Origin of the sequence: Chitinophaga sp. (assembly GCF_036569185.1) — a bacterium.
Taxonomy (GTDB): domain Bacteria; phylum Bacteroidota; class Bacteroidia; order Chitinophagales; family Chitinophagaceae; genus Chitinophaga.
This window is the reverse complement of record NZ_DATCRD010000069.1, coordinates 1-14,245: the sequence shown is the minus strand read 5'-3', so window position 1 is coordinate 14,245 and position 14,245 is coordinate 1. Positions and strand designations below refer to the sequence as shown.

Sequence of the window (14,245 nt, the reverse complement as noted above, 5' to 3'; positions counted from 1 at the left end):
TTTGTCTTGGAACACTGATTACGCTGATTATGATGATTATATGGATATTTTTCTTAATTTTTTTTAATACAGTTCTGAGATAAAAGCGTATATGCCACTCATATCTTCCTTTATTATTAAAAAACTCAAAAAGACATCCATGTAATCATCATAATCAGCGTAATCAGTGTTCCAAGACAAACTCCGCTCAGATCCCTTCGCCTAAAAAGTTATCCGGCTAATCAGCATAATCAGTTTAATCCTGAGTCAGACAAACTCCGCATCGGACAAAATCCGCGAATATGAAATTTTTTCTCTACTTTTGCGCCCTTATACCAGTTCTTTTTTATAAGATGATCAGTAGAAGAAATATCCGGGTAAAAGTAATGCAAACGCTTTATGCCCTGGAAACGATGGAGCAAAGCAATATTAAGCCAGGTACGGCCACCAGACTTTTAAACGAAAAGCTGGACCAAACCTGCCAGATCTTTACCTACTTACTTAACTCAGTGGTACAGGTAGCACAGTACGCCGAAATTGATGCGCAAACCCGTGCTTCCAAACACTTACCCTCTGCCGAGGACCTGCAGGTGAATACTAAAATTGCAGGAAATGAATTTATTTACCAGATAACCAGCGACAAAGGTTTCCAGGTAAACCTGGAGCAATGGAAAATGAAGCTGCAAACAGATGATGATCTGCTCAGAAAGCTTTATAACCAACTCATTGCCACAGATGCCTACAAAGCCTATATAGCAGACGGTAACCGTACCAAGGCAGGCGAAAAGGAAATACTGGAATTCATCTATAAAGAAATACTGGCTAAAAGCGAGCCGTTCCAGCAACACATGGAAGATACCTTCCTTCATTGGGGCGACGACGAAGAAATGATGGGCATCCTGATCAATAACTATTTCAATAAGCCGCATCTCTTTAATTTCCTCCAGCTGATCAGTAAGGAAAAACTGGACTACGCAAAGGAGCTCCTGCTTACGGTAACAGACAAAAAAGAATACTGCCTGGAACTGATCAAGCCTAAGTTACAAAACTGGGACTCTGAACGTATCGCTGCAGTGGATATGTTGCTGATGGAAATGGGCGTATGCGAATTCCTCTATTTCCCTACCATTCCTACCAAAGTAACGATCAACGAATATATAGACCTGGCAAAAGCCTACAGCACCCCCCAGAGTGGGCAGTTCATCAACGGGATCCTGGATAATATCCTGAAAGATCTTGAAAAAGAACAACTGGTGCAGAAACAGGACCGTCCGAAAAAGTAAGTGGGAAAAGTTATTTTTACGGTAAAATAGTAAGCCATGAAAAAACTGTTCTGTTTACTCGCCTGTGGAAGCCTGCTGGTAGCGGCTTGTAACAATAATGCAAAAAATAATACCGCTGCCGCTGCAGCCGGTAACGGTCAAAAAAATGAAGCTGGCCAATCTTCCGCGCTTACCTTTGAAGAAAAGGTGCATAACTTTGGGGAGATTGTAGCCGGTGAAAAAGTGGAGTATTCCTTTAAATTCACCAATACAGGCACCAGCCCGCTGCTCATCGAAGACGCCATATCCAGCTGCGGTTGTACCGTGCCGGAATGGCCAAAAGAACCTATCAAACCCGGACAATCCGGTTATATGAAGGTCATTTTCGACAGCCACGGAAAATCGGGTTATACCGAAAAAGAAGTTTCTGTTAAAATCAACAATAATGACGGTTATGTGGTAGGACCAAAAATCCAATGCAATATCATTACCAAATAGTCCGGACTAAACTATTAAATCAATTATAGAAATGAACATCCTGAACATTTTATTAATGGCGCCCCAGGGCGGTGCCCAAGGTGGTGGTAACTCCTGGGTTTCTTTCCTGTTCTTTGGGGGTATGATCCTTGTCATGTGGCTTTTCATGATCAGACCTCAGACCAAAAAGGCAAAATTGCAGAAACAATTTATCGATAACCTGAAAGAAGGTGATAAAATCGTCACTATTGCCGGTATCCACGGTAAAGTGAAGAAAATGAACGACAATAACACCGTTCTGATGGAAGTAAGCCCCGGCACCAACTTTACCATCGAACGTTCTGCCATCAGCATGGAATACACTACAGCCCAGCAAAAACCGGCTGAAACCAAATAAGGATTACGTTAAAGTAATTACTGCTGCGGAGTTACGGACAGATAACAGGCAGGCCCCAGGTCTCCCGGCATCTGCCCCTAACTCCGTAATTCATATGGGTAGTTCGTAATTTTTTATAAATTGGGGCCATGTTAAAGATTGGAATCACCGGAGGAATAGGTTCCGGCAAAAGTACCGTTAGCCGAATATTTGAATTACTGGGAGTTCCTGTATACTATGCAGACGACCGGGCGAAAGATATCATGGTCCGCGACCCGGAACTGGCCGCACAGGTAAAACACCACTTTGGTGAAGAAATATACGACGCCCAGGGTGCCCTGAACCGCAAACTCCTGGGAAATATCGTTTTCAACGATAAAGACAAGCTGGCGCTCCTGAACTCGCTGGTACACCCCGCTACCATCCGCGATTCGGATAACTGGGCCCTGCAGCAACACACTCCCTATGTACTAAAAGAAGCCGCCCTCCTCTTTGAAACAGAATCGTTTCACCACCTCGATAAGGTGATCGCCGTTTCTGCCCCCCAGCCCTTACGGATACACCGCGTCATGAAACGCGACAACGTAACCCGCAATGAAGTGCTGGCGCGCATCTACAAACAAATCGACGAAACCATTAAAGTGAAACTGAGCGATTACGTGATCTATAACGATGAACAGCACATGGTGATTCCCCAGGTGCTGGCCCTCCATGAAAAACTCCTGGAACTCGCCGGTACAAAGTAAAACCGCTTCAAGTCCACCTCATGTCCACCTTATGTGCATGAACAAAGCATGAACAAAGCCTGTGCACACTATGCGCACGCCTGCTTACCTATACCTGCCAGTTACCTGCTGTATACCACATGGCCCAACCACCCTTGGTTTTTCCTAACTTTGACCAAAACAAGGATCATGGATAGCGTGAACAGAGCACCCATTCAGCTCACCCCAGGTGCAGCGGAAGTAGTGAAACAATTGTTACAGGGTAATACAGAAGCTCCCTATCTCCGGGTAGGCGTAAAGGGTGGAGGCTGCTCCGGCGTGGCCTATATGCTTGGCTTTGACGCGCTCATGGAAGACGACGACCTGTTTGAAGTATCCGGTATCCCGGTGATCATGAAAAAAGCCCATGGCATGTACCTTATGGGAATGGAAATAGATTACCAGCAGGGAAGCGATACCGCCGGGTTTGTATTCAGGCAGCCTGCAAGCTGATCATCATCTTCATAAAATATACCACATAAAAAAACCTCCTGGCTTACCAGGAGGTTTTTATTTATCAAACATTATTTCAGTAACGTCTTACTTACTTATTTGGCAGCAGAAGCTGTTTTCTTTGCAGTTACTTCCACTGAATCGTTTTCATTCGCCAGCTGATTCTTCTTGTCGAAGTCAACCAGTACAGGCGCCGCAACAAAGATAGAGGAATAAGTACCGGTGATCACACCGATCAGCATTGCAAAGGCGAAACCGCGGGTTACTTCACCACCGAATACAAACAGGATCAGGATGGTGAGGAACACTGTCAGAGAGGTCATAATTGTACGGCTCAGGGTATCGTTGATCGCTTTATTGATCACGGTATCCCTGTCGCGGCCATGAGCGCCGGTCCTGAAGTACTCACGGATACGGTCAAACACAATCACGGTGTCGTTCATAGAGAAACCGATCACTGTCAGGATCGCAGCAATAAAGTGCTGGTCAATTTCCAGTGTGAATGGTACAAAGGACCTGCACCAGGAGAATACTGCCAGGGTAACCAGTACGTCGTGCAGCAAAGAGAAGATAGTACCAATGGAGTACTGCCATTTGCTGAAACGCAGGAGGATATACAGGAAGATCACCACAATAGACAGGATCGTTGCCTTCACTGCACCTGCGCGCAAGTCGTCGGAAATGGTAGGCGATACTGTCTGTGATCCCACTATATAACGGGAAGCAAATACACCAGGCGTTACGGAAGCGTCGTAGAACTTCTTCAGGCCATTGTATAATTTATCGGCTACTTCCTTATCAACTGCCAGGTTCTGCTGTTCAATTTTATAAGAAGTAGTAATGCTCAGCTGGTTGGTGCTGCCGATCGTTTTAACGAATACTTCAGAGTCGAATTCTTTCCTCAGTACATCGGCCACTTCCTCGCGGTTCATCGGGTGCTCAAAGCGTACAGTGTAGCTACGGCCACCGGAGAAATCGATACCGTGGTCGAACCCGTGGAAGAAAGAAGACACACCTGCCACCATTACGATCGCAGAAATGATATAAGCATATTTACGTTTGCCTACGAAATCGAAAGCCACATGTTTAAATACCTTACGGGAAATAGGTGTAAAATATTCAAAGTGTCTTTTTCTCTTCATCCAGAAATCGGTTACCATACGGGATACCAGGATACCGCAGAACAGAGACAGGAACAGACCTATGATCTGGGTAGTGGCGAAGCCCAGCACAGGGCCTAAACCAAAGTAGAACAGGATGAAGGCGGTGAGCAGGGAGGTAACGTGACCATCGAGCACCGGTGCATAGGAACGCTTGTAACCGTCTGCCACTGCATCGTGGTAGGATTTACCATGTGATAATTCGTCTTTGATCCTTTCAAAGATGATTACGTTGGTATCTACCGCCATACCAATGGTGAGCACCATACCGGCAATACCAGCCATGGTTAAGGTAGCTCCCATGGAAGCCAGGATACCAAAGGTAAACAGCAGGTTCAGTACCAGTGCAATATTGGCTACCCAGCCGGCAGTGTTATAGTACACCAGCATGAGTACGAAGATGACGCCGAAGGAGATCATAAAGGATTTGGCGCCGGCTGCGATGGATTCAGCACCCAGGGTTGGTCCTACGATCTGTTCCTGTACGATTTGTGCAGGAGCCGGCATTTTACCGGATTTCAGGATGTTGGCGAGGTCATTTGCTTCTTCAATGGTAAAGCTACCACTGATAGAGGAACGGCCACCGGCAATTTCACCTTGTATAGAAGGAGCAGAGTAAACGATGTTATCGAGCACTACTGCTACGTAGTTAAATGTAGCGGGATCTTTTGGATTGGTTGGAGCCAGTTCACCGGTCAGTTTTTTCCACTGGTGGGCGCCTTCGTTATCCATTGTCATGCTGATTTCCGGCTGGTTGTTCTGGTCCATGTCCTGGCGGGCATCAACGATGCTGGCGCCGCCAACACGGGGTTCCGGATTAGCAGGATTTACTTTCAGCGCATATACGGCCAGCGGACCGTGTTTATCTTCTTTATTTTCAGCACCGAACGCAAAAACCAGGTCTTTAGGCAGGATAGCCTTTACAGCCGGCAGTTCTACATAACGGTTGAAAGTAGCGGTATCTTTTGGTAAGATCCTTCCGATAGACGGGCCAGGGAAAACGGAGCCGGACTGTGGATCTACGTTAGGAAATAATACCATGAACAGCGGGTTCTGCTGCTGTTGTTCTTTCAGCTGCAGTTCTTTGCTGGCGTTTTTGCTGGTATCTTTTTTAGACAGGTAATCAGTCAGACTGCCATCTTTAGCGGTATCCTTAGCAGCAGCAGCAGCTGTAGCAGTGGTATCAGCAGCGGCCGCAGGTGTTGCAGGAGCAGCAGTAACGGCAGCTTTTGCATTCCTGATCGCGTCGTTCATTGGCGACAATACGTTCTGGATAAAGTCGGGAGAGTTCTTATAAACTTCCCTGAATTCCAGGTTGGCAGTTGCCTGCAGGTATTTGTGCACACGGGCGGCATTATCAACGCCGGCCAGTTCCACGGAGATCAGTCCTTTATTTTCATCCAGGCTGATGTTGGGTTGTGCCACACCGAATTTATCAATACGTTTCTGCAGTACGATATAGGTATTTTTAATGGCAACACGTGATTCCTTGCGGATCATGTCCAGCACCTGCTGATTGGAGGAATTGAAAGTGATATCCTTCTGGTAGGCATTTGCAAAAATAGACGCCAGTTTGCCCTGTGGTGCTACCTCGGTGTATGCTTGTCCGAACAAGGTAACAAAATCGGCCTGGTTAGTTTTCTTCAGCTCATTTGCTCTTTCCAGCGCTTTGTTGAAAGCGGCATCCTTGGATTGACCGGATAATGCGCGGATAACATCTTCCACGCTTACTTCCAGTACCACGTTCATACCACCTACCAGGTCCAGACCGAGATTCAGTTCTTTCTCTTTAGCCTTGGTGTAGGTGACATTCCACGGGAAGCCTGCAATCTTGGTGCTGCTGGTACTGTCCACAATCTCTTGTCTCCTCTGTTTAATAAACCCTTTGAGGGTGTCTGAGTAGAAGCCCTGCAGTTCCGCACTGCCTGGATATTTCTTTTCAGGTGTAGGGTATTGCTTGGCCACATCGTTTTCGGCCTGCTGCTCTATCTTCTTCTCATAGTTCCGCACCAAAAACGTGAAGGACAATTGGTACAAAGAGATAAGGATCAGTGCGATGGCAAAAAATCTTACCAGTCCTTTAAGTTGCATACTGTTTGTTTCGGGTTTATAAAAAAAATTTTTAAGAGTTGCAAAGATAGAATTTAAATCGATATATTAAAGTCCTAGTTAAAAGACGCGCAAAATCAATATGCGCCTGCCTTTACAGGTTGGTTGGCACACTTTTTTTAAATCTGCTGCTCCCGGATTCTGGTCTTTTTATGTATATTCCTTTGCTTTACAATCTATAACAACGACAAATATATGCAAACCCAACATTATCCGGCAACAGATAATTTCCTGGAAGCTTTGCTGAAAAGTCAAAAAAGCCGGCTAGGCGCCATATTCAGCGATCCTTCCACTTACCGTTTACAGATCATTTTTACCCGTATAGACCGGGATGAGCAACAGCGGCCTCATTTTTCGGACTATCACTATGGTGTTTCCCCTGATACCTACTTCTACCCTGCATCTACTGTAAAACTGCCGGCTGCCGCCCTGGCGCTGGAAAAGCTGAATGACCTGCAGATCCCGGGCCTTGACCGTAATACCCCTTTCTTTACCTCTCCCCTTACAGGGATCAATACCGGTGTGCGCCACGACCGCTCCGCCGCTTCCGGCCTCCCGTCGGTGGCCCATTATATAAAGAAAATATTTCTTATCAGCGATAACGACGCCTATAACCGGCTCTACGAGCTCATCGGGCAGGAGCCCTTTAACCGCAGGCTGTGGGAAATGGGGTACACGGAAGCCCAGATCCGCCACCGGGTGGGGCTTCCCCTTCATGAGGAAGCCAACCGGCGCACCAATGCCGTGAACTTCCGGGAGGGAAACAGTATCCTGTACCAGCAGCCGGCGGCCTACAGCCAGCTGGAGTTTTCCCCAAGGGAAGATTTCGCAGGGAAAGCCTGGTACAATCACCTCGACCACCTGGAGCACCGGCCCATGAACTTCTCCCACCGCAATAAACTTCCCCTTGCCAGTCTTCATAATATTATGCGCAGCATAATTTTTCCGGAAGCTGTAACAAATCGCCAACGTTTCCGTTTAACAGGAAAAGATTACCGTTTTTTGTACAGATGTATGTCCCAACACCCGGATGAATCAACGGATCCGGTTTATGATAAGGAACAATACTATCAGGCATATACCAGGTTCTTACTTTTTGGAGGTGACCGGAACAGCCGGATACCCTCACATATCAGGATATTCAACAAACCGGGATGGGCATACGGATTTCTGACTGATACAGCATATATTGTGGATTTTGCCAACAAAACAGAATTCCTGCTGTCTGCCAGTATTTTTGTAAACACTACTGGTATTTTGGGAGATGATCAGCAGGCTTTTGAAAAAACAGGTAAACCTTTTCTCAAGGCATTAGGTGAAATTATCTACGAATCGGAAGCCATGCGTCATAAGAACATCTTACCGGACCTGTCACGTTTTGAACCAAATGATAAAAAAACAACCGATCAATAACACAATTTAAAAACTGAGAGCAAAATGCTAACCAAGAAAAATCGCGTATGGGCAGTTGTGGCCCTGTTGACAGGAATCATCGGATTTTCTTCCTGCCTGAAGAATGATAACAATTATACGCCACAGAGACCACAGGCGCAGATTGCGATAATAGGCAGTTCTACCAGCATGATCCCGGGTATTTTCTATGATAACGACCAGAAAGTAACCGAAACTGAATTCAATTATAACTTCTATGCCAGGTACGCCGTATACGGAGGCCTGCACAAATTTGACCTGAAGAAAAAAGGAGGCGACAGCTTATTTACTTCCACTACTTACAATTTCGACTCTACCCAGTATTATACTTACCTGATCTGGGATAAAGCTCCTGTAAGATCTGCTATTATCAAAACAGATCAATCCAACTACAGCCGCGATAAAATCGGTATCCGTTTCCTGAACCTGAGCCAGAACGCAGGTCCGGTAGATGTGTATGTTGGTGCAGAAAAAATTGACAGCAACCGTGTTTACTTTAACGGTGATGTAAGCGCTGCCAGTGCATTTAAACTTTACAGCTCTTTCAGCACCGGCTCTTCTATCTCCATTAAGGAAGCCGGTACTAACACTGAAATAGCCAAGGTTAGCGGCAGCGATCTGAAGATCGGTAATTTCAATACCGGTTACTTCTATACCATTTATCTCATGGGTGTTAAAGGAAGCAGCGGTACTGATAAACTGTATACCAACGCTATCTTCAGCCTCTATTAAACAAATAAGCTGCTGTAAAAAGCAACAATATAAAACGCAGAACGGGCCGGTTATCCGGCCCGTTCTGCGTTTGTACAGCAGCTATGAACGATCTTTCCGTGTATTATCTGGTTTTTTTCTGTACGTTTGTTCCGGGCAATTCAATGTAATGATATGAATCAACTAGCAGACAGGCTGTCACGGATTTCCGAGCCGCAAACAATTAAAATGGCTAAACTCAGCCGTGAGTTAAAAGCCCAGGGCATAGATATCGTAGACCTCAGCATCGGAGAACCGGACTTTGATACTCCCGTACATATCCGGGAAGCCGCCAAAAAGGCGATCGATGAAGGATTTACGCACTATACCCCCGTGGCTGGCTACCCGGAAGTAAGAAAGGCAATAGTGCACAAATTAAAAAGGGATAACGGTCTTGACTATACGCCGGAACAGATAGTAGTGTCTACAGGCGCCAAACAATGCCTGGCCAATGCAGTACTGAGCATTGTGAACCCGGGCGATGAAGTGATCATCCCTACCCCTTACTGGGTTACCTATTCAGAACAGGTGAGCCTTTGCCAGGGAGAAGTGGTATTTGTTCCCTGCAGTATCGAAAATAATTATAAGATCACTGCGGAGCAACTGGAAGCAGCCATCACGCCAAAAACAAAGCTGTTCATGTTCTCCTCCCCCTGCAATCCTACCGGCTCCGTATATTCCGGAAAGGAACTGGAAGCACTGGCCGCTGTATTTGCAAAGCACCCGGGGATCTTTATCATTTCTGACGAAATATACGAGTACATCAACTACGAAGGCAAACACGAAAGCATTGCGCAATTCGGTGACCTTATTAACCGTACCATCCTCATTAATGGTTTGAGCAAAGGCTTTGCCATGACCGGCTGGCGCCTCGGTTACCTCGCTGCACCGCTGGATATTGCCAAAGCCTGCGATAAGATACAGAGCCAGTTTACCTCCGCTACCTGCTCTATTACCCAGCGCGCCGCCATCACAGCCCTCACCGGCGAACTGACCACCGCCGTGGAAATGGTAGCCGAATTCAAAAAACGCCGCGCCTTTATTCATGAAGCCCTGAAAGCCATTCCCGGCTTAAAGGTAAATGATCCGGAAGGCGCCTTCTATATGTTTCCTGATATGAGCGCGTTCTTCAATAAATCATTTGAAGACATGCACATCAAAAATGCCGACGATCTTTGCATGTTCCTTCTCCACAAGGCCAACGTATCTACCGTTACAGGCAGCGCTTTCCAGCAGCCCAACTGTATCCGGATATCCTACGCCACCAGTATGGACAAACTGGAGAAAGGGGTGGAAAGAATGAAAACCTGGCTGGGAAAACTTGCTTAACAAACAATTACCTTCGTGATTAATATGATTACCGGCAGATGCTTACCTTTTACATCTCCCGGTAATCGTTTAATTTAAACACTATCATACAATATATAAATATCTTTATATATATTTGTGCGCATAAAGAAATAAGATGGGCAGCCTTGACTTGAATACACTACTATACATAGCGCTTGCAGTAGGTGCAGTTGCTATTGTTTACCCAACCATAAAAGATCTTTTTAAGAAAAATAAAACAACCGGTACAACAGCAGACAATAAGGAACAACCGGTAAATCCGGCCGTACTTCCTTTACAGTTGCAGGCATACGAGAGAATGGCGCTTTATGTAGACCGTATCACGCCGCAAAGCCTGATAGGGCGCATCTATCAGCCGGGGTTAACAGCAGTGGACATGCAGATATCCATGGTACAGCAGATCAAAGCAGAATACGAACATAATGTTACCCAGCAGATCTATGTCTCAGCGATGACATGGGAAGCAGTGAAAACATTGAAAGAACAAACTATTTCCGTGATCAACCAGGTGGCCGTGCAGCTGCCACCGGATGCGCCGGCAATGGAACTGAACAAACAAATACTGGAAGTATTTTTACAGGCGGGCGAATCTCCTGCTGAACTGACTTCCCAGATCATCAACGCGGAAGCAAAACGACTGATGCGTTAATCACTTCGCCTTGATCACTTCATTCAACAAATAACTTTTTCCATTAAACAGGATATACAACGGCTTTCCCTGGTACCAGGGGATGCCGGCCTTCCTGGCATGCACCTGGATATGGAGATGAGGCTCTGAACTGAAACCGGAATTACCTACGCAACCGAGCGGTTCACCCTGTTTTACATACTGTCCCTCACGTACAATCACGCTGCCCATTTTCAGGTGCCCCATAAACACGTAATAGCCGGGCGTTTCCAGCAATACCTGGTTGGTGTTCTTCGGGCCCCGGTCCATTGCAGGCGGTATATTGTCGGGGTTATTGCTGTAAGCCCTCATTACAAGGCCATCACATGGCGCATATACGGTATCCCCAAAGATCACGTAATCCTCCAGCTTCCGGGAAAATATCTTCCCTGCGCGCCCGCCGTAATTATTCAGCTTTACAATATCCATTGCATAAATGGCGCCGCGTAAACTAAAGTGAAAAACATTGGTAGGTAATCCTTTGCCGCCCTGTAACACGAAGTAGTTACCAGGTTTAAAGGGAAATGCCAGCGCCACCCGTTCAGGTTTACCCGTAGTACCGGTAAAGTATAACACAGACATCACCACGAAAACAAAAGCAAGCACGCCATTGCTCCGGCGTTTCCACAAAGGCGTGGGCCGGGCCGCATGATCATGCTTACGCATGGTATAGGCAGCCATATTGAGGATTAGCAGTCCGCCAAAAACATACTTGGCGTAAATAGACAGGTACACCCAGGTACCATATAAATACAGGAACCCGCCCAATGAAAGCCCCAGCAGCAAATAGCTATAAGTAGCGGCCAGCGGGCGGCTTCCCGCTTTCCAGACAAGATATAAACTATACAACGCCAGTGCGATCGTTGCGCCTAATAAACAGTAGATGACCATAGTATCCTGCCAACTTTAACACAAAATATCAATATTTTTCTCAGCGGCGAAGTACCATAATAATTATGTAACATTGCAACGCTAGTTTTAGATACCATGGAAAAAACCATTCAAACCGATTCAGGCATTGTAATAGCACCGGTATATACGCAACCGGTGCAGATGGAAGAACAGCCCGGCGTTTTTCCCTACACCCGTGGCATACACGCTACCATGTACCGCGATAAACTGTGGACCATGCGTCAATACGCGGGATTCAGCACAGCGGAAGAATCGAATAAAAGGTATCATTACCTGCTCAGCCAGGGAGTTATGGGCCTGAGCGTGGCCTTTGACCTCCCTACACAGATCGGCTACGACTCAGATCACCCGATGTCTGAAGGCGAAGTAGGAAAAGTAGGCGTAGCCATAGATTCCCTGGAAGATATGGAAATACTGTTCAAAGATATTTCACTGGAACAGATCTCCACCTCCATGACCATTAATGCCACAGGGTTTATCCTGCTGGCATTTTACATAGCGCTGGCCAAACGGCAGGGCGCCGACCTGAAAAAGATTTCCGGTACCATCCAGAACGATATCCTGAAAGAATATGCCGCCAGGGGCACTTTTATTTATCCGCCAAAACCCTCCATGCGGCTGATCACCGATATTTTTGCATACTGCAGCAAAGAAGTGCCCAAGTGGAACACCATCTCCATTTCCGGTTACCATATCCGCGAAGCGGGCGCCAATGCCGTACAGGAGCTGGCTTTCACGCTGGCTAACGGGAAGGCCTATCTGAAAGCGGCACTGGACACCGGCCTGGATATCAATGTATTTGCCAAGCGCCTGTCGTTCTTTTTCAATGCGCACAACCACCTCTTTGAAGAAGTGGCCAAATTCCGTGCGGCCAGGCGTATGTGGGCCAATATTACCCAATCGCTCGGCGCCACCGATCCCAAAGCGCAGATGCTGCGGTTCCACACACAAACCGGGGGCAGCACCCTTACTGCACAGCAGCCACAGAACAACATTGTGCGCGTAGCCATTCAAACACTGGCCGCTACTATGGGCGGTACCCAATCACTGCATACCAACGGCTATGACGAGGCGTTGTCGCTCCCCACCGAGGAAGCGGCACGCATTGCGCTCCGTACCCAGCAGATCGTGGGTTATGAAAGCGGTGTGGCTGATACTGTAGATCCACTGGCAGGTTCTTTTTATGTGGAAGCGCTTACCAACGAAGTAGAAAATAAAGCCTGGGAGCTGATCCATAAAATTGACGCCATGGGCGGCGCCGTTAGCGCGATAGAACAGGGTTTTATCCAGGATGAAATAGCGAAAAGCGCCTACCGGTACCAGCAGGAAATAGAAAATAATGAGAAAATAATCATTGGTGTCAATAAATTTACATCGGCAGACCAGGCGACTCCGGAAGTATTCCGCATCGACGACAGTATCCGGGCGGTACAGTCCGAACGCCTGAAATCCTTACGGGAACGCCGCGACAACGCCGCTGTACAAAATGCACTGGCGCAGATCCGGCAGGCGGCCGGCACCGATGAAAACCTGATGCCCCTGGTAGTAGCAGCAGTAGAACACTTGTGTACCCTCGGAGAAATTGCAGATGTGCTGAGAGAAGTATGGGGAGAATATAAATAATTGTATAAGCGTATTCAATAATCAAATGAGTTTAATCTATCACAACACCTGTCCGCTTTGTGGATCGTCGCAGATACATGAAGCGATTACTGCCAGGGACTACACCGTATCAAAGGAAACATTCAACATCTTCCATTGCGGGGGCTGTGGCGGCCGCTTTACACAAAATGTGCCCGACAGCGCACATATAGGACGGTATTACCAGTCGCAGGAATATATTTCCCATTCTGAAACAAAGCAGGGACTTATTAACCGCTTATATCATAGTGTCAGGAAAATTACGCTGCGCTCCAAACAAAACTGGGTGCGCAATGCTTCCGGTATTAAAACCGGCGCACTGCTGGATATAGGCAGCGGTACCGGCGCATTTCTCCATTATATGCAAAGCAGTGGCTGGACGGTAACAGGACTGGAGCCCGATGAAAACGCACGTAAAAATGCCAAAGAAATTTACGGCGTGGAAGCGCTGCCTATTGAACAGCTATACGCTTTGGCTCCGCAGCAGTTTGATGCCATCACGATGTGGCATGTGCTGGAACATGTGCACGACCTGCACCGCTACCTGGATCATATCCGCACCCTGCTGAAACCCGGCGGCTCTTTACTTATCGCAGTTCCCAACTACACTTCCTCCGACGCCAATTATTATAAAGAATACTGGGCAGCGTATGATGTGCCCCGGCATCTTTATCACTTCTCTCCCGGCTCCATGGAAAAATTATTATCACAACATGATATCAGGCTCGCCAAAAAACACCCTATGGTGTTCGACGGCTTCTATGTAAGTTTGCTCAGCGAAAAATATAAAACCGGTAAAAGCCGGCTGCTGCAGGGCTTCTTCCACGGCTTCCGCTCCTACCGCAAGGGCCTGAAAACAGTGGACCGCTGTAGCTCTATTGTGTACGAGTGCAAAATATAGTTCGCCTTCGGCG

13 protein-coding genes are annotated in these 14,245 nt (G+C 46.9%); 11 read left to right on the top strand and 2 right to left on the bottom strand.

The genetic code is table 11. The annotated features are described in order from the left end of the window. The first annotated feature begins 332 nt into the window (after window positions 1-332). The 5 genes from nusB to VIM72_RS04865 all read left to right on the top strand — a co-directional run bounded on the left by nusB (window position 333) and on the right by VIM72_RS04865 (window position 3,311). Complete coding sequence (nusB, locus tag VIM72_RS04885) at window positions 333-1,262, top strand: transcription antitermination factor NusB (RefSeq protein ID WP_332001746.1); 930 nt, start codon at window positions 333-335, stop codon at window positions 1,260-1,262. A gap of 36 nt (window positions 1,263-1,298) precedes the next feature. Then, a complete protein-coding gene (locus VIM72_RS04880; protein ID WP_332001745.1) occupies window positions 1,299-1,739 on the top strand; it encodes a DUF1573 domain-containing protein in 441 nt (146 codons plus the stop codon). Between the two features lie 31 nt (window positions 1,740-1,770). Next, complete coding sequence (gene yajC / locus VIM72_RS04875) at window positions 1,771-2,115, top strand: preprotein translocase subunit YajC (protein ID WP_332001744.1); 345 nt, start codon at window positions 1,771-1,773, stop codon at window positions 2,113-2,115. Between the two features lie 128 nt (window positions 2,116-2,243). Further along, the gene (coaE, locus tag VIM72_RS04870) at window positions 2,244-2,840 is read left to right on the top strand and encodes a dephospho-CoA kinase (RefSeq protein WP_332001743.1); all 597 of its coding nucleotides are present in this window, start codon (window positions 2,244-2,246) and stop codon (window positions 2,838-2,840) included. A 168-nt stretch (window positions 2,841-3,008) separates the two neighbouring features. Next, entirely contained in the window at window positions 3,009-3,311 is a 303-nt protein-coding gene (locus VIM72_RS04865; RefSeq protein ID WP_332001742.1) for an iron-sulfur cluster assembly accessory protein, read from the top strand. A 95-nt stretch (window positions 3,312-3,406) separates the two neighbouring features. Here VIM72_RS04865 and secDF read toward each other — a convergent pair whose 3' ends face one another. Continuing rightward, on the bottom strand, window positions 3,407-6,562 hold the full coding sequence (secDF, locus tag VIM72_RS04860) for a protein translocase subunit SecDF (RefSeq protein WP_332001741.1): 3,156 nt from the start codon (window positions 6,560-6,562) through the stop codon (window positions 3,407-3,409). Between the two features lie 213 nt (window positions 6,563-6,775). On the opposite strand from secDF, the gene VIM72_RS04855 reads away from it, so the two are divergent. The 4 genes from VIM72_RS04855 (at window position 6,776) to VIM72_RS04840 (ending at window position 10,760) form a co-directional block, all read left to right on the top strand. Next, the gene (locus VIM72_RS04855) at window positions 6,776-7,993 is read left to right on the top strand and encodes a serine hydrolase (protein WP_332001740.1); all 1,218 of its coding nucleotides are present in this window, start codon (window positions 6,776-6,778) and stop codon (window positions 7,991-7,993) included. A 24-nt stretch (window positions 7,994-8,017) separates the two neighbouring features. Next, window positions 8,018-8,743, top strand: coding sequence for a DUF4397 domain-containing protein (locus tag VIM72_RS04850; RefSeq protein WP_332001739.1), 726 nt, complete (start codon window positions 8,018-8,020; stop codon window positions 8,741-8,743). Between the two features lie 153 nt (window positions 8,744-8,896). Further along, entirely contained in the window at window positions 8,897-10,090 is a 1,194-nt protein-coding gene (locus VIM72_RS04845; protein WP_332001738.1) for a pyridoxal phosphate-dependent aminotransferase, read from the top strand. A gap of 136 nt (window positions 10,091-10,226) precedes the next feature. Then, the gene (locus tag VIM72_RS04840) at window positions 10,227-10,760 is read left to right on the top strand and encodes a hypothetical protein (RefSeq protein WP_332001737.1); all 534 of its coding nucleotides are present in this window, start codon (window positions 10,227-10,229) and stop codon (window positions 10,758-10,760) included. Here VIM72_RS04840 and VIM72_RS04835 read toward each other — a convergent pair whose 3' ends face one another. Further along, complete coding sequence (locus VIM72_RS04835) at window positions 10,761-11,669, bottom strand: M23 family metallopeptidase (RefSeq protein WP_332001736.1); 909 nt, start codon at window positions 11,667-11,669, stop codon at window positions 10,761-10,763. A 96-nt stretch (window positions 11,670-11,765) separates the two neighbouring features. Here VIM72_RS04835 and VIM72_RS04830 point away from each other — a divergent pair, with 96 nt between their 5' ends. After that, window positions 11,766-13,313, top strand: coding sequence for an acyl-CoA mutase large subunit family protein (locus VIM72_RS04830; protein WP_332001735.1), 1,548 nt, complete (start codon window positions 11,766-11,768; stop codon window positions 13,311-13,313). A 25-nt stretch (window positions 13,314-13,338) separates the two neighbouring features. Further along, window positions 13,339-14,232: a class I SAM-dependent methyltransferase gene (locus VIM72_RS04825; protein ID WP_332001734.1), complete on the top strand. Its 894-nt coding sequence runs from the start codon at window positions 13,339-13,341 to the stop codon at window positions 14,230-14,232. The last annotated feature ends 13 nt before the right edge of the window (window positions 14,233-14,245 follow it).

Coding starts and splice junctions, on each gene's coding strand:
- nusB (WP_332001746.1), top strand. CDS start 333: ATGATCAGTAGAAGAAATATCCGGGTAAAAGTAATGCAAACGCTTTAT.
- VIM72_RS04880 (WP_332001745.1), top strand. CDS start 1,299: ATGAAAAAACTGTTCTGTTTACTCGCCTGTGGAAGCCTGCTGGTAGCG.
- yajC (WP_332001744.1), top strand. CDS start 1,771: ATGAACATCCTGAACATTTTATTAATGGCGCCCCAGGGCGGTGCCCAA.
- coaE (WP_332001743.1), top strand. CDS start 2,244: ATGTTAAAGATTGGAATCACCGGAGGAATAGGTTCCGGCAAAAGTACC.
- VIM72_RS04865 (WP_332001742.1), top strand. CDS start 3,009: ATGGATAGCGTGAACAGAGCACCCATTCAGCTCACCCCAGGTGCAGCG.
- secDF (WP_332001741.1), bottom strand. CDS start 6,562: ATGCAACTTAAAGGACTGGTAAGATTTTTTGCCATCGCACTGATCCTT.
- VIM72_RS04855 (WP_332001740.1), top strand. CDS start 6,776: ATGCAAACCCAACATTATCCGGCAACAGATAATTTCCTGGAAGCTTTG.
- VIM72_RS04850 (WP_332001739.1), top strand. CDS start 8,018: ATGCTAACCAAGAAAAATCGCGTATGGGCAGTTGTGGCCCTGTTGACA.
- VIM72_RS04845 (WP_332001738.1), top strand. CDS start 8,897: ATGAATCAACTAGCAGACAGGCTGTCACGGATTTCCGAGCCGCAAACA.
- VIM72_RS04840 (WP_332001737.1), top strand. CDS start 10,227: ATGGGCAGCCTTGACTTGAATACACTACTATACATAGCGCTTGCAGTA.
- VIM72_RS04835 (WP_332001736.1), bottom strand. CDS start 11,669: ATGGTCATCTACTGTTTATTAGGCGCAACGATCGCACTGGCGTTGTAT.
- VIM72_RS04830 (WP_332001735.1), top strand. CDS start 11,766: ATGGAAAAAACCATTCAAACCGATTCAGGCATTGTAATAGCACCGGTA.
- VIM72_RS04825 (WP_332001734.1), top strand. CDS start 13,339: ATGAGTTTAATCTATCACAACACCTGTCCGCTTTGTGGATCGTCGCAG.